Source organism: Cryobacterium inferilacus (assembly GCF_019599185.1).
Lineage (GTDB): Bacteria > Actinomycetota > Actinomycetes > Actinomycetales > Microbacteriaceae > Cryobacterium > Cryobacterium inferilacus.
Genome location: NZ_JAIEUL010000013.1, coordinates 27664 through 46788, shown reverse-complemented (window position 1 = coordinate 46788; position 19125 = coordinate 27664). Strand labels below are relative to the sequence as shown.

The following is a 19125-nucleotide window of genomic DNA, read 5'->3' as shown; positions in this document are numbered from 1 at the left end:
AAACTAGCGCGTTCGGCTCCACATCCGCCCGATTCCTCGGCAGCCGGGCCGCAATGGATAGGGTGTTTGTCATGCCCACCACCCTGAGCCTGACCATCGTGCCTGGCATTGACGACTCCCTCGACAAGCACTGGCAGTCCCGCTGGCAGGCGACGCAGACGGATGCCGTGCGCATCCGCCCGGCCTCGTGGGACGAGCCCGACCTGGAGGACTGGATCGCCGCCGTGGACGCGGCCGTCACCGGCCCGGACACGATCATCGTGGCGCACAGCCTCGGCTGCATCGCCGCCGCGGCCTGGTTGGCCGAGAACCCCGGCCGGGTGCGCGGCGCCCTGCTGGTAGCGCCGCCCGACCGGTTCGGACCCGCTTTTCCGGCCGACGCGCCCACCTTCCGTGCCGTGGAACCCACCGTGCTCGGCACCCCGGCCCTGGTGATCGCCAGCTCCGACGACCCGTACTGCGCCCTTGGCACCGCGCGCACCCTGGCAAACGCGTGGGGCGCCGGGTTCGTCGAGGTGGGCGCTGCCGGGCATATCAACGCGGCCAGCAAGCTCGGCGCCTGGCCGGCCGGCCGGGCCATTCTGGATGAGTTCGCCCTGAGCCTGGGCGGGATGGTGCGCTGATGACCGACCCGGATGTGCTCACCCGCCAGACCGTCGACCTGCTGCGCGACCTCATCCGCAACGCCTGCGTGAACGACGGCACGGCAGACTCCGGCGGCGAGATCCGCAGTGTGCGCACGCTGGAGGGGTTCTTCGCCGGCTCCGGGCTCGACCTCGAGGTGGTCGAGCCGCACCCGGGCCGGGCGTCGCTGATCGCGCGCATCCGCGGCACCGATGCCACCGCGCCGTCGCTCGCGCTGGTGGGCCACATCGACGTGGTGCCCGTGGACCGGGACGGCTGGAGCCGCGACCCGTTCGGCGCCGAACTCATCGATGGCGAGATCTGGGGCCGCGGCGCCCTCGACATGCTCTACCTCACGGCCAGCTACGCCGTCGTGATCCGTGACCTCGCCACCGGGCCGTTCCGGCCGCGCGGCGACCTGATCTTCGCCGCCGTCGCCGACGAGGAGAGCGGCAGCCGGTTCGGGGTGGGCTGGATGACCGAGCACCGGCTCGACCTCATCGACGCCTCGTTCGTGCTCACCGAATCCGGCGGGGCGCCCGTGGGCGTGCGGCCGTCGATCACCACCACGGTGGGGGAGAAGGGCATCGCCGGCCGCCGCCTGGTGGTGCACGGCACACCCGGGCACGGCTCGGCCCCGTGGGGCGCCCGCAACGCCGCCGTGACCGCGGCGGTGGCGGTGAGTCGGCTGGCCCGGTTCGAGGCGCCCGTGCAGATCACCGACGACTGGCGGCACTACGTGTCCGTTCTTGGGCTGCCCGCCGAACTTGCGGCCCGGCTCACCGACCCGGCCCGCATTGACGGCGCCGTGCACGAGCTGGGCACCCTGGCCGGGTTCGCGCACGCCTCCAGCCACACCACCATCTCACCCAACATCGTGCGCGCCGGCGAGAAGGAGAACGTCATCCCGTCGCTGGCCACCGTCGACCTCGACATCCGGGTGCTGCCAGGCGTCGACGCCGGGCAGGTGGATGCCTACCTGCGGCACGCCCTCGGCGAACTGATGGTGGACATCGACATCGTCGGTGACCGGTTCGAGGCCGCCACCCGCTCGCCCGTGGACACCCCGCTGTTCGCCGCGCTCAGCAGCGCCGTCGCCCGCGCCTACCCCAACGCCGACCTGCTGCCGGTGCTCAGCGTCGGCGGGTCCGACGCCAGGTTCTACCGCCGCCGGGGAATCCCCGCCTACGGTTTCGGGCTGCTCAGCCCCCGCTGGGACTACGGCACCTTCCGGATGCTGTTCCACGGCAACGACGAACGCATCGACGTGGCCTCGATCGCGCTCACCGTCGCGGCCCTGGACTTCACCGTGCGCGAGGTGCTCGGATGACCACCCGCGTCGACACTCTCGTGCTCGGCGGCGGGGCGATGGGCTCCGCGGCCGCGTGGGAGCTCGCCCGCCGGGGCCGCGAGGTCACCCTGCTCGAGCGGTTCACCCCCGGGCACACCAACGGCGCCTCGCACGGGGAATCCCGCAACTTCAACCTCAGCTACTCCGACCCCACCTACGTGGCCATGCTCGTGGAGGCGCTGCGACTGTGGCGGGAGCTCGAGGACGAGACCGACACCCGGCTGCTCGAGCAGGTGGGCCTGGTCAACCACGGCCAGGGGCAACCGTTCGCGGCCGTGCGCGCGGCGCTGGGCGCGGTGGGGTTCGACCCCGAGGTGCTGGTGCCGGACGCCGCGCGGGAACGCTGGCCGGGCATCCGCTTCGACACCGAAGTGCTCTACACACCGGAGGCCGGCCGGCTGAACGCGAACGCCGCTGTGGCCGCGCTGCAGCGCGCAGCGGCGGCCCACGGTGCCCGCGTCGAGCACGGTATGCCCGCCACCGGCATCACCGTGCGGGGCGACGACAGTGTGCTGGTGCACACCGACACCGAACAGTTCGACGCGCGCCGGGTGATCGTCACCCTCGGTGCCTGGACCGACTCGCTGCTCGCCGGCCTGCTGCCGCTGCCGCGCCTGGTGGTCACCCAGGAGCAGCCGGCGCACTTCGCCGTGCTCGACACCGGTTTCACCTGGCCGGGCTTCAACCACGGCTACCTGCCCGGCACCCCCGGCTACGAGTACTGGCGCTCGCCGGTGTACGGCATGCACACCCCGGGCGAGGGCATCAAGGCCGGCTGGCACGGTGTGGGCCCGGTCGTCGACCCCGACCGGCGCGACTTCACCGCCGAGCCCGAGCAGCTGCTGGACCTGCGCCGGTACGCCCGCGAGTGGCTGCCCGGCGCCGACCCGGACAGCTTCAGCGCCATCAGCTGCACCTACACGACCACACCGGACTCGAACTTCGTGCTCGACCGGCGCGGCCCGCTCATCGTCGGCGCCGGTTTCTCCGGCCACGGCTTCAAGTTCACCCCCACCGTCGGCCGCATCCTCGCCGACCTCACGGTCGACGTCCCCGCCCCGCCGCTGTTCGCGATGGGCCGGTAGCCCGCGTCGCATTGAGGCAGCCCGCGAGAGGGCACTTTGAGGCCAGTGGATGCGTCTGCAACTGCCCGAAACTGCCCTCTCGCGGAGCGGGCGGACGGCGAGAGGGCAGTTGAGGCCAGTGCGGGCGTCACCAACTGGCCTCAACTGTCGTCTCGTGGAGCGACCTCGGTGGGCAGGCGGACGGGTCAGAACCGGCCGCCGCCGCTCCGCCGGCCGCGGGTGCCGCTGCCGCCGAAGCTTCCGGCCCTGCGGCCGCCCCCGCCGAAGCCGCCCCCGCTGCTTCGCCGGCTGCCGCCACTGCTGCGCCGACCGCCGCCGCGGCTCCCGCCGCTGCTGGTCTGCCAACCGCTGCTCTGCCAGCCACTGCTCTGCCAGCCGCCACCGCCGCCACCGCCGCCCAGCACCTGGCCGATCAGGATGCCGCCGAGCACCGCCCCGATCGACCCGTTGCCGCCGCCGCGCCTGCTGGTGCCACCGCCGCTGAACAAATCACCGAAGTCGTCATCGGTCGAGAAGCCGTCCACGTCGCGGCGGGCCATTGCCGTCGCTTCCCCGGCCAGGGCCGCCGCCCGCTGGGACACGGCCAGCGCCGCGGCCGGGTCGCTCGGCACCAGGGACTCGGCCTGGCCGGTCAACCGGGCGGCCTCGGCCAGTCGGGTACGCGCCTCGGCGCCGACCGCACCGCGCCGGGCGGTGATGAAGTCCTCCGCCGCGGAGACCTGACCGCGCGCGGCCTGCAGGCTCTGCGTCAGCGCGGTCTGCAGGCGTTGCGCCTGCACCTGGGCGTCCCGCACGCCCTGCAGCGCCGCATCCATCGTCGAGTTCGCGGCCTCGAGCATCTGCAGCAGCTCGATCGGGTTGATCGGCGGGGCGGCCAGCCGGGACCGCACCTCGACCAGCGTCTGCTCGGTAGCGCTGATCACGCCGGGCACCGCCGCGGAGGCATCACCAGCGGCGGGCAGCGCCCTGGCCGTGACGAGGTCGGTGTCCAGGTCGGCGAGCATGGCCGGGATGCCGGCCTCCGCCCGCTGCAGATCGGCCGCCAGCCGGTCGACGGCGTCGACGAGTAACTGGGCCTGGTCCACGGCTTCCTCTGCGGCCTGGATGTTCACGGCGGCGTCGCCGGATTCGCCGGCGGTCAGCCCGGCGCGGGCTTCGGCCAGCGCGTTGGTGGCGAAGGTGAGCCGGTCGGCGGCCTGGTCGGGATTGTCGTTGACGGTGGCGATCGCGGCGGCCGTGTACCGGCCCGCGAGCTCGGCCACCCGCAGCTCGGCCTGGTCGAGGCGGGCATCGGTCGCGGCCAGCTCGGCATCCAGGGCGGCGACCGCGGCGGGGGCGTTCGCCTCCAATTGCCGCAGCTCGTCAAAGCGCTCAGCCTGCTCGTCGAGGGCGTGGTTGGCCTCGGCGCACAGCGCGATGATCTGCCGGTACCAGGCGCGCACCTGCTCGTCGGTGTCGGGCTCGGCGTCGTCGAGTCGCTGCTGCAGGGTGAAGGCCTCGCTCAGCTTGCCGGCCGCGGTGCTCACCGCGTCCTGGAACGGTGCCGCCGCCGCGGCTCCGTACTGGGCGACGGCGAAGCCGACCTCCTGACCGCTGGTCTTGATCGCGTCGTCGGTTTCGATCAGCGCGCTGGATGCTTCGCGCTTCAGGTCCGCGGTGGGCACCTCCGGCGCGCCGGTCTTGGCCCCCGCCGCCGAGGACGTGCCGCGGCGACGCAGCAGCACCAGCACGACCACCACGACCGCGCCCAGCACCACCACCGCCAGCAGCACTCCCAGCCAGCCGGGCACGCCGCCTGAACCGGTGTCTGGGTCGCCGGGGGTGATTTGCGGGGCGGTGAGGGGTTCGCCGTCGATGCTCTGCTGCAGGGCGGTGGCCCCGTTGATCGCGGCGCCGGCCCAGTCGTTCTCCCGCAGCGCGGGTTCGATCGCCGTGCTCCGCACTTCGTCCAGCTGCGTCTCGTCGAGCACGAAGTCGCTCGCCACCGAGAGCTGGTACTGCCGGCCCTCCGTCGCCACGGCCAGCAGCACGTCATTGTCGCCGAACCCGTTGTCGATCGCGGTCTGGTCGGCCCAGGTCGAGAGGTCGTCGACGCCGTCGAAGGTCGATACGTAGGCGACGAACAGGTCCACCTGGGTGTCGGCGTAGAGGTCGTCCAATGCGTCGACGACCTCGTCCTCCCTGTCGCCCAGGGCGTCGACGTTGTCGACGATGTGGCTTTCGTCGAAGGTCACCGGGTCCTCCGCGCGCGCCGGCAGGGCGGTGTACAGGCCGGCGGCGACCAGCCCGGCGGTGGCCAGTGCGATGCCCGCCGCCAGCGGGCGGAGAGACAGTCGACGAGACAGGGGGCCTGGCTGCATGGGGTCCACTTCCTTGGGCTGCTGACACGTGCGGCAGATACCCATCGAGCATAGAACCCCCGGCCAGGACCGGCTAGGAAGCCGTACTGTTGCGCTCTGTTACCCCCGCAGGGGCGCCGGCAAGCGGGCTCCGGCACACTGGAACCCGCAGCATCCAGCGCACACCCCGATCCCGTCAGGAAAGGCGAGTCATGACAACCACACCGCTCGCCACCATGACCGCCCGGCCCACTCTCGCCGTGATCGAGGTCACCCGCAGTCGGCCAGACCGGCCCGAATACCACGCCAAGGTGCAGACCCTCAACGCCACCGTGGTGGATGCCGGCACCGCCGGCGGCTGGACCGTCGTGCGCCTGGCTGCCGCCGACCTCGAGCCCGCCGCCCTGCTGGACCTCACCGACTCGGCCGACGCCGTCGTGATCGTCGGTGGCGAAGACATCGACCCGAGCTTCTACGGCGCCGAGGCCGGCTACGAGGGTGAGACGCCGCACTTCCTCGACGCCGACGCCGGCCAGATCGCCCTGGTGCAGCGCGCCGCCGACCGCGGCACCCCGGTGCTGGGCATCTGCCGCGGCCTGCAGATCATCAACGTCGCCCTCGGCGGAGACCTGGTGCAACACATCGACGACGGCATCCACCGCAACATCGGCGTGCCCATCGACGAGATCCTCTCCACCCACGCCGTGGTCCTGCGCTCCACCAGCACCCTCGCCGCGGCGCTGGGCGACACCCGGATCTCGGTGCAGAGCGCCCACCACCAGAGCGTCGGCCGGCTCGGCGCCGGCCTCACCTCGGTGGCCACCGCACCAGACGGGCTCGTCGAGGCCGTCGAGCACCGCTCCCTGCCGATCACCGGTGTGCAGTGGCACCCTGAGGCCCCGGATTCTCCGGCCGCCCAGCTGCCCCTGCTCCTGGCCTCGCTGTACCGCGCGGTCGAAACCCCCGAGTTCACCCAGGCGGCCTAGGCGCCCGTCCCCGGGGAGAGGCGGGCGAGGAAGGCGGGGATGTCCAGCTCGTGCGCGAAGGGCTCACCGATGGTGGTGGCGTCGTAGTACAGGCCGTCGGTCAGGAGCATGGTCGCCCGGGCCAGGGCAGGGTCGTGCAGGTCGTCGTTGAGGATGTCGAAGTATGCCTGGCGGAGCTGAACGATCAGGGCGCGGGCGCGCGGGTTGTGCCTGGCGAGTGACCCGCCGGCCAGGGTGGCCCGGTCCAGCGGGCTGTTGAGGTACTCGGCCAGGCTCACGTAGTACGCGGCGGCACCGTTCGGTGCCGTGCGCATCCGGTCGAATTCGGGTGCGGCCAGGGCCTCGAGCCGCTCGATCAGCGCGGTCTCCAGGCCGTCGCGGGAACCGAAGTGATAGAGCAGGCCGCCCTTGGTGACGCCGGCGGCCCGCGCCACCGCGTCGAGGGAGGCGCCGGAGCCGCTCGTCTCGATGAGCAGTTCCTGAAACGCGGTGAGGATGCTCTCCCGCGCGCTGTCGCGATGTTGGGCCATACGCGGCAGTTTACTGTACTTGATGGTATAGTCGATTTCTGCTGTACCAAGTGGTGCAGTAAAACTCGCCGTTCCTTTCGGAACCCCGTTCGTCAGCCAGGTTGACATGAGCACGACAGACAGCATCCGCACCCACGTTTCAGCGACCCGGCCCGGCACCGATGTGCCCCGCGCCGGTCGCCGGGAATGGCTCGGCCTGGTGCTGCTCATGCTGCCGGTGCTGCTGATCTCGGTGGACAACACCGTGCTCAGTTTCGCCCTGCCGGCGATCAGTCTCGACCTGCGGCCGAGCAGCACGACCCTGCTTTGGATCGTCGACGTCTACCCGCTCGTGCTCGCCGGCCTGTTGGTGGCGATGGGTACCCTGGGCGACCGGGTCGGCCGCCGCCGCCTGCTGCTGGTCGGCGCCACCGGATTCGGGGTGGTCTCTGTGCTCGCGGCATTCGCGCCCACCGCCGAACTGCTCATCGCCGCCCGCGCCGTGATGGGGTTCTTCGGCGCCATGATCATGCCGTCCACCCTCTCGTTGCTGCGCAGCCTGTTCCAGGATGCCCGCCAGCGCACGCTGGCCATCGCGGTGTGGGCTGGCGCATTCGCGGCCGGTTCCAGCCTCGGTCCGATCGTCGGCGGGGTGGTGCTGCAGCACTTCAACTGGGGCGCGGTCTTCCTGATCGCGGTGCCGTTCCTGCTGCCGCTGCTGGTGTTCGCGCCTCTCCTCGTGCCCGAGTCCAAGGACCCGGCACCGCTCCGCATCGACCTGCCGAGTGTGGCCCTCTCGCTGGCCACCCTCACGCCGTTGGTGTTCGCCATCAAGACCCTCACCCACGACGGCGTCGGCGTGCTCGGCGTCGGAGCGCTCGTGGTCGGCCTCGCCGCCGGCGCCCTGTTCCTGCGTCGGCAGCTACGGATCGACAACCCGCTGCTCGACCTGAGCCTGTTCCGGAACGCCCCGTTCGCCGGGTCGGTGCTGGCCAACTTCCTCTCGGTGTTCAGCCTGGTCGGCTTCCTGTTCTTCGTTTCGCAGCACCTGCAGCTGGTGCTCGGCCTCGACCCGCTGCACGCCGGGCTGTTGCTGCTGCCCGGAGCGGTGCTCTCCGTCGCCGCCGGCCTGGCCGCCGCCTACGTGGTGCGCCGAGTGCCGCCGCGGCTGGTGATCGTGGCCGGCATCCTGCTCTCCGCCGCCGGCTTCGCCCTGATCGTGCTGCTGCGCGAGAACCTCACCGCCGGTGTGGTGGCGCTGGCGTTCGGCATCCTCTCAATCGGTGTCGGGTCGGCGGAGACCATCTCCAACGACACCATCCTCAGTTCGGTCCCGGCCGACAAGGCCGGGGCAGCTGCCGGTGTCTCCGAGACCGCCTACGAGCTCGGCGCGGTGCTCGGTACGGCGGTGCTCGGCGCGATCCTCGCCGCCTCCTACCGGGCCGCGGTGGTGCTGCCAGACGGACTCGGCGCCGCCGCGACGGGCCAGGCCGGCGAGACCCTGGGCGGGGCGCTCGGGGTGGCCGAGGGGCTGCCCGGTGCCCAGGCCGCCGCACTGGCCGAGTCGGCCAGGGCCGCCTTCGACAGCGGGGTGGGCGTGACCTCGCTGATCGCCGTGGTGCTCATGGTCGTGGCCGCCGCCGGCGTGCAGCTGAGCATGCGGCCCCGCCGCTAGCCAGCTGCCGCAAGCCGGCCGGCCGGGCCTCGCGCAATCGCCGGGTGCGGGCGATACTGGACGTAGGTCGTCCCCGCATCGACCGTCCATCCGCGCCCGGCCGAACACCGGCGCGAGCCGATGCGGGGAGGGCTCTATTCGGCGGTGGCGCGGAAGCCGCGCAGGCGCAGGCTGTTGCTCACCACGAACACCGACGACAGCGCCATCGCCGCGCCCGCGATCAGCGGGTTGAGCAGGCCGAGCGCCGCCAGCGGTATCGCGGCCACGTTGTAGGCGAAGGCCCAGAACAGGTTGGCCTTGATGGTGCCCAGGGTGCGACGCGACAACCGGATGGCGTCGACGGCGGCAAGCAGGTCCGCCCGCACCAGGGTGATGTCGCTGGCCTCGATCGCCACATCGGTGCCGGTGCCCATGGCGATGCCGAGGTCGGCGGCGGCCAGCGCTGCGGCGTCATTGACCCCGTCGCCCACCATCGCCACAACGTGCCCGGCGGCCTGCAGGGCACGTACCCGGTCGACCTTGTCGGCCGGCAGCACGCCAGCGAACACCTCGCGGATGCCGACCTGGTCGGCCACGGCGCCGGCGGCGGTGGGGTTGTCGCCGGTGAGCAACACCGGGGTGAGGCCGAGGTCGACGAGCTGCGCCACGGCGGTGGCGCTCGTGGGCTTGACCTCGTCGGCGACGGCCAGGATTCCCCTGGCCGACCCGTCCCAGGCCACCGCGACGGCGGTCTGACCCGTCGATTCGACGCCGGCGAGTGTCTCGGCCAGGTCGGCGGGCAGGTCAACCTGCCATTCGTCGGCCAGCCAGCGCGGCCGGCCCACCAGCACGAGGTGCCCGTCGACGACGGCCTGCACCCCGAACCCCTGTGCGGAGGCGAAGTCGGTGGCGGCCGGCAGCGTGCCGAGGCGAGCCGTCGCCCCGGTGACCACGGCCACACCGATCGGATGCTCAGAACCGGCCTCCGCCGCGCCCGCCAGCCACAGCAGCTCGGCCTCGTCCGAGCCGGGGCCGGGGTGCACGCCGAGCAGCGTCATCCGACCGGTCGTGACGGTGCCGGTCTTGTCGAGCACGATGGTGTCCACCTGCCGGGTGGACTCCAGGATCTGCGGGCCGCGAATGAGGATGCCGAGCTGAGCGCCGCGCCCGGTGCCGACCAGCAACGCGGTGGGGGTGGCCAGGCCCAGTGCGCACGGACAGGCGATGATCAGAGTGGCCACGGCGGCGGTGAACGCCTGCTCTGGGCCCGCGCCGAGGGCCAGCCAGGTGGCCAGGGTGCCGAGGGCGATCACGAAGACGATCGGCACGAACACCGCAGATACCCGGTCGGCGAGGCGCTGCACCGGCGCCTTGCCGGTCTGGGCCTGCTCAACCAACCGGCCGATGCGGGCCAGTTCGGTGTCTGCGCCCACCCGGCTGGCCCGCACACTGAGGCGCCCGCCGGCGTTGACGGTGGCGCCCACGACGGTGTCGCCAGGCCCCACCTCCACCGGCACGGCCTCGCCGGTGAGCAGGCTGGTGTCCACGGCAGAGGAACCGTCGACAACGACGCCGTCTGTGGCCACCTTCTCACCAGGCCGCACGACGAAGACCTCACCCACCAGCAACTCGCTGATCGGGATGCGTCGTTCGACACCATCGCGCAGCACCGCGACATCCTTGGCGCCCAGGTTCACCAGCGCGGTGAGGGCCGCACCGGAGCGGGACTTGGCGCGGGCCTCGAAGTAGCGCCCGGCGAGGATGAACACGGTGACTGCGGCGGCGACCTCGAGGTAGATCTCGGTGGACCCCCCGGCGGTCATGCTGAAGCTCAGCTCCATGGTCATGCCGGTCATGCCGGCGTCGCCGAGGAAGAGGGCGTAGAGGGACCAACCGAATGCGGCGAGCACTCCCACGCTGATCAGGGTGTCCATGCTGGCGGCGCCGTGCCTGGCGTTGACCCAGGCGGCGCGGTGGAACGGCCAGGCGCCCCAGACGGCCACGGGCGCGGCGAGCATGAGGGCGAGCCACTGCCAGTTGTCGAATTGCAGCGCCGGCACCATCGAGAGCAGCGTCACCGGAATCGCCAGGGCGGTGGAGACCAGCAGGCGTTGTCGAAGCGCCAGGGTGTCGGCATCCGACTCGGCGGCGGGCCCGGTTTCAACCGTCGGCGGGGGAGCCGGCAGCCTGGCGGTGTAGCCGGTGGCCACGATGGTGGCGATGGCATCGTCGATGCTCGTGCCCTGCGGCAGGCGCACGGTGGCCTTGTCGGTGGCGTAGTTCACGGTGGCCTCGACCCCGGGCAGGCGGTTGAGCTTCTTCTCGATGCGGGCGGCGCAGGAGGCGCAGGTCATACCGCCGACCACGAGGTCGACGGGCTCACTCACGCGGCGGCGCCCTGGAGTTCGTAGCCGGCTTCGTCGATGGCGGCACGGATGCCCGCGGCATCGGGAGCCGTGGCGCTCGTGACGTGCACGGTGCTGGCGGCGCCGACGACGAGGTCGACGGTCACCTCGCGCACGCCGGGCACCAGGGAAACCTCCTCGATGACGCTGGCGACGCAGTGCCCGCAGGTCATGCCGGTCACGAGGTAGTCGGTGCGGGTGTCTGTCTCTGCCATGGTGCAAACCTTCTCTGTCTCGGGATACCCCCAGAGGGTACTCTAGCGCATTGTCGTGATACCGTGAGGGGGTATAGGGTTCGCCGACAACCAGGAGCACACCATGACGACAGCCCCCGCCGAGCACGCCCCAGCCGATCACAGCCACGACGGCCCGCACGGTTACATCTCCAACAAGGACGACTACCTCAAGCGCCTGCGCCGCATCGAGGGTCAGGCCAGGGGCCTGCAGGGCATGGTCACCGACGACAAGTACTGCATCGACATCCTCACCCAGGTGTCTGCCATGACCAGCGCGCTGCAGTCGGTGGCCCTCGGCCTGCTCAACGACCACCTCAGCCACTGCGTCGTCGACGCCGTCGCCACCGGCGGCGACGAAGCGCAACTCAAGCTCAAGGAAGCCGGCGACGCGATCGCACGGTTGGTGCGCTCCTAGCGCCCACGCTGGCAATCGCCCCCGAAAGCAGGCGGGAAACACGGAGGTCGCCCAGTCAACCTCGGTAGCATCAGCCTGATGTCAACCGTTCACGCCACAGCCAGGATCGCCGGTCGGTCTTCCGTCGTCGTCGCCATGCTGGCGCTTGCCCTGAGCGGATGCTCCGCCGTCGGTGACGAGGACCGCGCCTCGGCGACGGCCCAGTTCGGCGACACGGGAGCCCCGGTCACCGACGCCCCCGCCGAGTCCACGGCGGAGCCAGCGGGCTGCCCGGCGACGACCGAGACCGCTCCGGCCGGCGCGGTCACCGCCGAAATCGCCGACGTCGACGGTGACGGCGAGAACGACATCCAGTGGTACTCAGAGGCCACTGTCCCGTTCACCTACGGCATCACCACGGCCTCCGGCGCCACCATCAGCCTCACCGACCGGCTGGCCGGCCCCAACACGCACAGCGGTTGGACCGCACAGCTACACAATGGCGTGGTCGTGACCGTGCTCGACGACGGCCGCGGCGCAGCCCTGCACGCGCTGGTCGACTGCGCGTTCGTCACCCCGATCGGCGTCGACGCCCGGCCGTACACCTTCGACATGCAGAACCTGCGCGGGTTCGGCACCGGAGTGGGCTGCCTCGAGGTCGAGGGTGGCCTCGAGCTCAACGGCCTCCAGGTCAGCGAGGACCGCGAGGACAGCTACTCCCTCCTCGCCACCGGCATCAGCGTCTCCGACGACGGCCTCACCGCCATGAACGGCTACACGGCGGTGGAGCACTCCCTCAAGGCCGACGACCGCCGGGTCGCCCAGGCCCAGGACTCCACCTGCGCCGACACGCCCGTGGTCAGCACCAGCGGGCGTTAGTCCGCGGCGGCAGAGCTCTCGGCCAGTGCCGCGTCCAGACCGTAGGCCCCGGTGTCGAACTCCGATCGGGTGTCGAAACGCATCGCCCCGTGCGGATGGGCCGCCGCCACAGGCCAGGCCGCATCACCGGCGCTGATGAACCGAACCCAAGCGGCGTGCATGGTGTCCGCCAGCCCCTGCGGCAGGCCGTCACCGACGGACGCGGACACACCGGGGGCGTGCAGGAGGTCCCACGCGAACGGCAGGTCGATGCAGTGCCCCGACAGTGTGGTGGCCGGTGCCCGGTAGGTGAAGTCGTACAGCCAGGTGTTCTCCCCGGCACCGCTGGCCACCCGTCGTTCGGCGGTGGCGAGCGTCGGCTGCCGGAACAGTGCCGTCGTGGTGAGCTGGCCGCGGCCGAACTCGGCACCGATGCTCGCCACCGCCGAGCGGAACCGGGCCACGGCCGCAGTGGGCACGCCGGCACGCTCCAGCGCGACCGTGACGTCATCGAGCCCCTCGGTTGACGGGAATGTGAACTCGTGCGCCGTGCTGCCGATCAACAGGGGCAGCTGTGCGTTCTGTCCGGCCTCGATCGCCGGCCCCAACGGCAGCACGACGTCGCCGTCCACCACCGGGGCGAACGGGATGCCGGTGATGTCGGCATCCGGATCATGGGCGGCGCGGATCAGGGCGTCGAGCGGCATGGTGGGATCGAGGGTCCCTGGTCCGCCGTGCGTGGCGGTCGCTTCGGTGTCGAGGATCGCATCCGCCGACACGGTCCGCCAAGCGGCGAGGTCCGGTGTGATGCCGTGCCGGGCCGCGAACCTGCGGCCGATGTCCTCGGCGGCCGCGACGGTGAGTCCGTAGGCGGGGGCGGATTGGGCGATCACACCGTGGAACAGACCGACCGCCCGCCGTGACGACAGCAGCGCCAGCGCGCTGCCCGCGCCGGCCGACTGACCGCCGACGGTCACCCGCTGCGGGTCGCCCCCGAACGCGCGGATGTTGTCCCGCACCCATTCCAGGGCGGCGATCTGGTCGAGAATGCCGCGGTTCAGCGGAGCGCCGTCGATCCAGCCGAACCCTTCGAAGCCCAGGCGGTAGGCGATCGTCACGACCACCACCCCGTCCCGGTTGAATGCCGCACCGTCGTACCAGGGGCTCGCCGGTGACCCGGCCCCGTAGCCGCCGCCGTGGATCCACACCAGCACCGGTAGGCCGGGCCCGACCGCTCGGGACGGCGCCGGAGTGAAGACGTTCAGGCAGAGGATGCCGTCGCCGGGCACCGAGGGCTCCGGGATCGTGGTCACGGTCGGGGACTCCCTCCGTTGCGGGGTGGGGCCGTAGCGGAGGGCGTCGCGCACCCCGGTCCAGGGGAGAACGGGCGTGGGTGCCAGGAACCTCAGCTCACCCACCGGGGGTTCAGCGAAGGGAACTCCGAGATACACCGCGGAGGTGCCGTGCCGGAATCCGCGCACGCGACCGGCGCCGGTCACAGCCACGGGGCCATCGAGGTCGGCGTCGGTGGGCTCGGTCAGGTCTCTCGCGTCGGTCATGGCTGCATCGTACCGAGCCGTATCGCACCGACCCGAACCGTCCGCCAAATTGCATTGCCGGCATTCACCTGAAATCGTAAGAGCGGGGGGCGTCGATGACGGGGTCCGACGGGCACTAGGGGAGCGAGCGATCATGCAGTACCAGCCGCCGTGGGGACGGGGCGATTTTGGGCCGGGCAACGGTCGGGTCGTGCGGCTATTCCCCGACTATGCCGGCTCGGTGCTCTGGTTCCCGCATCCGGTCGACTACACGGTCAGCTGCCTGGACGGCGGCCTGGTGACGGACCTGATCCGCTGGGAGATCGACTATTACGACGCGCTGGATGCCGACTTCCAGTGGCGCACCCCCGCCCACGCGGCCGATTTCACCGCCGCTGGCGTGGCCCTGGCGCTCAGGCTGGCCCTGCAACTGGGCTCCGGCTTCGACGTCGAGTTCGCCTCCTACGAGCCCGGGGTGACCACGCGCCGGTTCCGCAGCGAGTTGGCGCCGGACAACCCCCGCGCCGCCGCCGCGTTCACCGCCCTGGCCGAGTTGCCCGCCGCAGCCCACACCGCGCCGCTCGACCGTATCGAGCTGTGACGCCCGCCTGAGCTCAGGAACGCTCAGCTGACGGATCCTCCTGGGTGATCTGCCCGTCACCGCTCAGGGCCAGCCGGAGGGTGAGGCCGAGCCGGTCGAGGAAGGCATCGTCGTGACTGACGACGAGCAGGCCGCCACGATAGGAACCGAGAGCTTCGACCAACTGGTCCAGACTCTGCCGGTCGAGGTTGTTCGTCGGCTCGTCCAGCACCAGCAGCTGGGCGGGTGGGTCGGCAACGAGCAGACACGCCAACGACACCCGGAACCGCTCACCGCCGGACAGGCTCCGCACGGGCCGGTTGACCGCGTCACCGCGTAGTTGGAACCGGGCCAGAGCGCTGCGAAGAACGCCTGGCGCGATGGCAGGGGCGGCCAGTTGAAGGTTCTCGAGTGTGCTCGCCGCCTCGACGAGCCCGTTCAGGCGTTGGTCGAGGAAGCCGATCCGGGTGGTGAATGCGGTCGCGGTAGCCAGGCCGGGGCGTGCCGTCTGCGGCCGCACGAGGGCGTTGAGCAGGCTGGTCTTGCCCACGCCGTTGGGGCCGACCAGCGCCACCCGCGCCGGTCCGTGCAGCAAGAAACTACGGTTCACCCCGTGCAGCTCGGCCAGGCGCTTGCCGGCTGGCACGTTGGGGTCGGGCAGGTCGACGTGAATGCTCTCGTCCGATCGCACCCGGGCGGATGCCTCGGCGGCGGCCGCGCGGGCATCCTGCACCTTGCCGTCGACCTCGGTGCGCAGCTTGCCTGCCGACACCTGAGCGGCGGACTTGCGCAGTCCCATCACGATCTTGGGCACGCTCTTGTTCTCGTACTCCGTGCGGGCGAATCGGCCGCGGCGGGCGAGCTTCGTTTCGGCCTCGATCCGCTGCCGTTTCTCCTTCTTCACCGCCTGGTCGGCGGTGCGTTGCGCCTGCACCGCGGCGATCTGCTCTCGGTCCCTCTGTTCGAGGAACGCGCTGTACGGGCCGCCGAACACGGTGAGCGCCCCATCGTGCAACTCGGCGGTGTCGTCCATGAGCTCGAGCAGCTCGGGGTCATGACTGACCACGACCAGGGTGCCCGGCCAGGACCGCACCATCATCGACAGTCGTTGCCTGGCCGCTCGGTCGAGGTTGTTGGTGGGCTCGTCGAGCACCGAGATCGGGGCGGCACCCAGGCGCAACCCGGCGATAGCGACCAGGATCGCCTCTCCGCCGGACATCGCCCCGACGGGTCGATCAAGGTCGGCTTCGGTGAGGCCGGCCGAACGCAGCGCCACTCCGCATCTGCTGGTCAGATCCCAGTCGTCGCCGAGTACGTCGAAATGGACTTCGCTCACGGCGCCGGCCTCGATGGCCCGCAGCGCGTCGAGTTTCGCCGCGCAACCGAGCAGATCGGCCGCGGTCGCGCCCACGTCAAGGGTGAGGGTCTGCGGTAGGTAGGCCACGTCGGCCGACTCCACCACGCTGCCCGTCGTGGGGCGCAGCTCACCGGCGATCACGCGCAGCAGGGTGGACTTGCCCGATCCGTTGGCGCCGACCAGTCCGGTTCGCCCCCGGCCGAATGCGGCGGTGATGCCGGTCAGGGCTACGGTTCCGTCCGGCCAGGTGAGGCCGACATCCGTGAGCAGAATCGTTGCAGGGTGGGCAGATGAAGTTCGTGCAGTGGCCATGGAGGCTCCCCGTCGTCAGTGAATGCACTGACCCCGGCTGCCGTGGCGCGGCGAAGCTGCGGGTGTCAGCGCGTGAGCGCGAAAACGGCGAAGAACTTCACTGGCTGAGCCTGACTCTGAGGGACGGGAAGGATTTAGTCTGGCACAGTTCAGTCGACGATGAACAGGCGGGCGCCCGTCTCGGTGCTCGCTCGGTGCGCAGGATGCCCTCGAGCACGAGCAGCACATGGCCGCGGGAGCACCAGTGGTCGGCCAGGTAGCTCAAGGATAGGGACCCGGTGCCGACTGTAAGGCCTGCGCGCTAACCTGAGCGCCAACGGCGTCAAGAGAATGCGGGGCAGGGCTTGTTCGAATCGGTATGGGCGTGGATCGTTCTGGGTCTCGTTGCGTTCGTCTTCGCCGTCTCGGTCGGCTTTGCAACGCGGTCTCTGCTCGGCACCAACGTGGGCTGGTTGCGCACCGCCCTGGTCGCGGCACTGGTGTTCCTGGCCAGCTGGCCGTTCGCCTACTTCGTGGCCAGCCAGGCCAGGGTGATCGGCGAAGACGGCTCACCGCAGGCGCCCCTCCTGGTGGTGGTGCTGTTCATCGCGCTCGCGTTCGGCTGGGTGTTCGCCATCGCGATCGCCCTGTTGGTCGCCACAGAGGCCCTCTTCCCCACCACCGCCTCCAACCCGCTCGACGCGATCCGCGCCGCCCTGCACCGGCGGCGCCGCACCAAACGGTACCTGCAGATTCTCACCCTGCTCTCCCGCTATGGGATCGGCTGGATCCTGCACGAACGCCCGGGCTGGCCACAGCGCGGCCGCGGCGGCCGCGGCGGTACCCCCGCCGCGCTGGTGGCGGCGATCAACGAGGCCGGCGTCACCTTCGTCAAACTCGGCCAGCTGCTCTCCACCCGCCGTGACCTGCTGCCGCGCAGCTACACCGTGGCCCTCGCCTCGCTGCAATCCAGCGCCACCACGCTGCCGTGGCCGGCCATTCGCACCGTGATCGAGGCCGAGATCGGGGCCCCCTTGAACACCGTGTTCGCCAGCGTCGACGAGACGCCGCTGGCGGCGGCATCCGTGGCCCAGGTGCACACCGGCACGCTGCTGGACGGCACCCAGGTGGTGCTCAAGGTGCAGCGGCCCGGCGCCGGCGCGCAGGTGGCCGCCGACGTGGACATCATCGTGCGCCTCGCTCAGCGCATCGAGAACCAGACCAGTTGGGGGCGCGACTTCGGGGTGGTGAACCTGGCCGAGGGCTTCGCCAGGTCGTTGCGCGACGAGCTGGACTACCGCATCGAGTTCTCCAGCACCGAGCAGATCGGCAACGTGGTCGCCGCGTCGGGGTCGTCCGACATCCTGGTGGTGCCGCGGGTGTACGCGGAGGCGAGCTCACGCCGACTACTCACCATGGACCTCATCGACGGGGTGCCACTGAACGCCGCGGCCGAGCGGCTCGACCAGCTCTGGCCGGAGGAACGGGCGGCGCTCGCCGACGCGCTGCTGGACGCCGTGCTCGAACAGGTCATCGTCACCGGCATCTTCCACGGCGACCTGCACCCGGGCAACCTCATGCTGCGCCAGGACGGCCGGCTCGGCCTGATCGACTTCGGCAATGTCGGCGTGCTCGAGCGCAGCATGCGAGAGGGGCTGGTGACGCTGCTGCTGGCGGCGTCGGCCGACGACGACATCGCCACGACGGATGCGCTGCTGCTGGTGGTGAACGCGCCGACGGATGCCGACATCGCCGCGCTGCAACGCGACCTGGGCCGCATCCTCACCCTCACCCGCTACAGCAGGGCCGAGGGGTCGATCTTCTCGGCGATGCTCGACACCATTCGGGAACACCACCTCGCCATCCCGACGTCGCTGGGTATGGCGTTCCGCACCCTGGCCACGTTGGAGAGCAGCCTGGCGATCCTGGACCCCGACTTCGACATGGTGGAAAAGGCCCTGGACCGGGTGCCGCACTACCTGCGACGCCTGGTGACTCCGCGTTCGCTGCTCGGGTCGGTGCAGGCTCAGGGCGCCGTGCTGCGGGCCACCGCCCGGCGGATTCCCCGGCGCCTGGAGTCCATCAGTTCCGGGCTGGCGGACGGCACCTTCAGCGTGCGGATCCGCGCCTTCGCCGAACCGGACGACCGCTGGTGGCTGGGTTCAATCGTGATCGAGGCGGTGGGCGCGCTGATCGGCATCGCCGCGGCCACCCTGGGCATCGTGCTGGTGGTCTCCGACACCGGGCCTGAACTGGTCGACGGGGTGCGGTTGTTCGCCTTCCTCGGCGCGACGATCGGGCTGGTCGGGTTCGTGCTGCTCATTCGCTCGCTGCGGCAGGTGTTCCTGCGCCATACGGGCTGAGTTCGGCGGCCCGCTGCCGGAACGCGATCATGTTCATCCGGTTGCCGCAGCGGATGCTGCAGAATCGTTTGGAGCCGTTGCGGGAGAGGTCCACCAGGATGCCGGCGCAGTCATCCGCCGCGCAGGCGCGCAACCGGCCGTTCTCGTCGGTGCGGATCACGTCGACCAGGGCCAGGGCCACCTCCACCCGGATGCGTTCGGCCAGCGGCGCCTGGGGATCGGTGGCGTGCAGGTGCCAGTCCATCCCGTCGTGACGCATCAGCCGGGGCAGAGCCCTGGCGCTCTGCAGCAGGGCGTTCACCGCTACCGCCGCGTCGTCACGGTTCAGGGTCCAGATCCGCCGCAGGAGATCACGGGTGTCCCGCACCTCGGCGAGTTCGGCGTCGTCGCGATCGAGCCGCCCGGAGAACTGGTGCGTCTCGAACAGGGTGGTCAGGTCGGCGGGTGTCACCAGCTCGTCGAGGCCGCTTTTCGTCGCGCCGGCGACGGTATTGGCGAGGTCGACGGTGAAGGCCAGACTCGCCTCGGTGTCAGGGGCAAAATGCAAATTGACTC

16 protein-coding genes are annotated in these 19125 nt (G+C 71.1%); 9 read left to right on the top strand and 7 right to left on the bottom strand.

Annotated features, from left to right (window positions below):
• Positions 1-71: 71 nt before the first annotated feature.
• From K2F54_RS12500 to K2F54_RS12490, 3 genes are read left to right on the top strand one after another with little or no spacing between them, the layout of a single operon-like run.
• Positions 72-623: an RBBP9/YdeN family alpha/beta hydrolase gene (locus tag K2F54_RS12500; protein WP_220606197.1), complete on the top strand. Its 552-nt coding sequence runs from the start codon at positions 72-74 to the stop codon at positions 621-623.
• A complete protein-coding gene (locus K2F54_RS12495; RefSeq protein WP_220606196.1) occupies positions 623-1954 on the top strand; it encodes a M20/M25/M40 family metallo-hydrolase in 1332 nt (443 codons plus the stop codon). Before K2F54_RS12500 ends, K2F54_RS12495 begins: the two co-directional genes overlap by 1 nt.
• Complete coding sequence (locus tag K2F54_RS12490) at positions 1951-3060, top strand: FAD-dependent oxidoreductase (protein ID WP_220606195.1); 1110 nt, start codon at positions 1951-1953, stop codon at positions 3058-3060. Before K2F54_RS12495 ends, K2F54_RS12490 begins: the two co-directional genes overlap by 4 nt.
• Positions 3061-3245: 185 nt before the next feature.
• On the opposite strand, the gene K2F54_RS12485 is transcribed toward K2F54_RS12490, so the two are convergent.
• Positions 3246-5420 (bottom strand): TPM domain-containing protein, encoded by a 2175-nt coding sequence (locus K2F54_RS12485; protein WP_220606194.1) that lies wholly within the window; start codon positions 5418-5420, stop codon positions 3246-3248.
• A gap of 191 nt (positions 5421-5611) precedes the next feature.
• On the opposite strand from K2F54_RS12485, the gene K2F54_RS12480 reads away from it, so the two are divergent.
• A complete protein-coding gene (locus K2F54_RS12480; RefSeq protein ID WP_255577065.1) occupies positions 5612-6385 on the top strand; it encodes a gamma-glutamyl-gamma-aminobutyrate hydrolase family protein in 774 nt (257 codons plus the stop codon).
• On the opposite strand, the gene K2F54_RS12475 is transcribed toward K2F54_RS12480, so the two are convergent.
• The gene (locus K2F54_RS12475; protein ID WP_220606193.1) at positions 6382-6915 is read right to left on the bottom strand and encodes a TetR/AcrR family transcriptional regulator; all 534 of its coding nucleotides are present in this window, start codon (positions 6913-6915) and stop codon (positions 6382-6384) included. The genes K2F54_RS12480 and K2F54_RS12475 overlap by 4 nt on opposite strands.
• A 106-nt stretch (positions 6916-7021) precedes the next feature.
• Between K2F54_RS12475 and K2F54_RS12470 the strand changes: the two genes are divergently transcribed.
• Positions 7022-8569, top strand: coding sequence for an MFS transporter (locus tag K2F54_RS12470; protein ID WP_220606192.1), 1548 nt, complete (start codon positions 7022-7024; stop codon positions 8567-8569).
• A gap of 134 nt (positions 8570-8703) precedes the next feature.
• Here K2F54_RS12470 and K2F54_RS12465 read toward each other — a convergent pair whose 3' ends face one another.
• Together K2F54_RS12465 and K2F54_RS12460 are read right to left on the bottom strand one after the other, a co-directional pair.
• On the bottom strand, positions 8704-10902 hold the full coding sequence (locus tag K2F54_RS12465) for a heavy metal translocating P-type ATPase (RefSeq protein WP_220606266.1): 2199 nt from the start codon (positions 10900-10902) through the stop codon (positions 8704-8706).
• A gap of 29 nt (positions 10903-10931) precedes the next feature.
• Positions 10932-11168, bottom strand: a complete 237-nt coding sequence (locus K2F54_RS12460) for a heavy-metal-associated domain-containing protein (protein WP_220606191.1) — start codon at positions 11166-11168, stop codon at positions 10932-10934.
• Positions 11169-11271: 103 nt separating this feature from the next.
• On the opposite strand from K2F54_RS12460, the gene K2F54_RS12455 reads away from it, so the two are divergent.
• The gene (locus K2F54_RS12455) at positions 11272-11604 is read left to right on the top strand and encodes a metal-sensitive transcriptional regulator (RefSeq protein ID WP_220606190.1); all 333 of its coding nucleotides are present in this window, start codon (positions 11272-11274) and stop codon (positions 11602-11604) included.
• A 78-nt stretch (positions 11605-11682) separates the two neighbouring features.
• Complete coding sequence (locus tag K2F54_RS12450; protein ID WP_220606189.1) at positions 11683-12462, top strand: hypothetical protein; 780 nt, start codon at positions 11683-11685, stop codon at positions 12460-12462.
• On the opposite strand, the gene K2F54_RS12445 is transcribed toward K2F54_RS12450, so the two are convergent.
• Positions 12459-14000 carry a carboxylesterase/lipase family protein gene (locus K2F54_RS12445; protein ID WP_220606188.1) on the bottom strand — a complete coding sequence of 514 codons (1542 nt, stop codon included), beginning with the start codon at positions 13998-14000 and terminating at the stop codon, positions 12459-12461. The genes K2F54_RS12450 and K2F54_RS12445 overlap by 4 nt on opposite strands.
• 133 nt (positions 14001-14133) lie before the next feature.
• Between K2F54_RS12445 and K2F54_RS12440 the strand changes: the two genes are divergently transcribed.
• Complete coding sequence (locus K2F54_RS12440) at positions 14134-14580, top strand: hypothetical protein (RefSeq protein WP_220606187.1); 447 nt, start codon at positions 14134-14136, stop codon at positions 14578-14580.
• Between the two features lie 13 nt (positions 14581-14593).
• On the opposite strand, the gene K2F54_RS12435 is transcribed toward K2F54_RS12440, so the two are convergent.
• Entirely contained in the window at positions 14594-16228 is a 1635-nt protein-coding gene (locus tag K2F54_RS12435; RefSeq protein WP_220606186.1) for an ABC-F family ATP-binding cassette domain-containing protein, read from the bottom strand.
• A 344-nt stretch (positions 16229-16572) separates the two neighbouring features.
• Here K2F54_RS12435 and K2F54_RS12430 point away from each other — a divergent pair, with 344 nt between their 5' ends.
• Positions 16573-18570, top strand: a complete 1998-nt coding sequence (locus K2F54_RS12430; RefSeq protein WP_220606185.1) for an ABC1 kinase family protein — start codon at positions 16573-16575, stop codon at positions 18568-18570.
• Here the strand turns inward: K2F54_RS12430 and K2F54_RS12425 are convergent.
• Complete coding sequence (locus K2F54_RS12425; protein ID WP_220606184.1) at positions 18527-19117, bottom strand: CGNR zinc finger domain-containing protein; 591 nt, start codon at positions 19115-19117, stop codon at positions 18527-18529. The genes K2F54_RS12430 and K2F54_RS12425 overlap by 44 nt on opposite strands.
• Positions 19118-19125 lie beyond the last annotated feature (8 nt).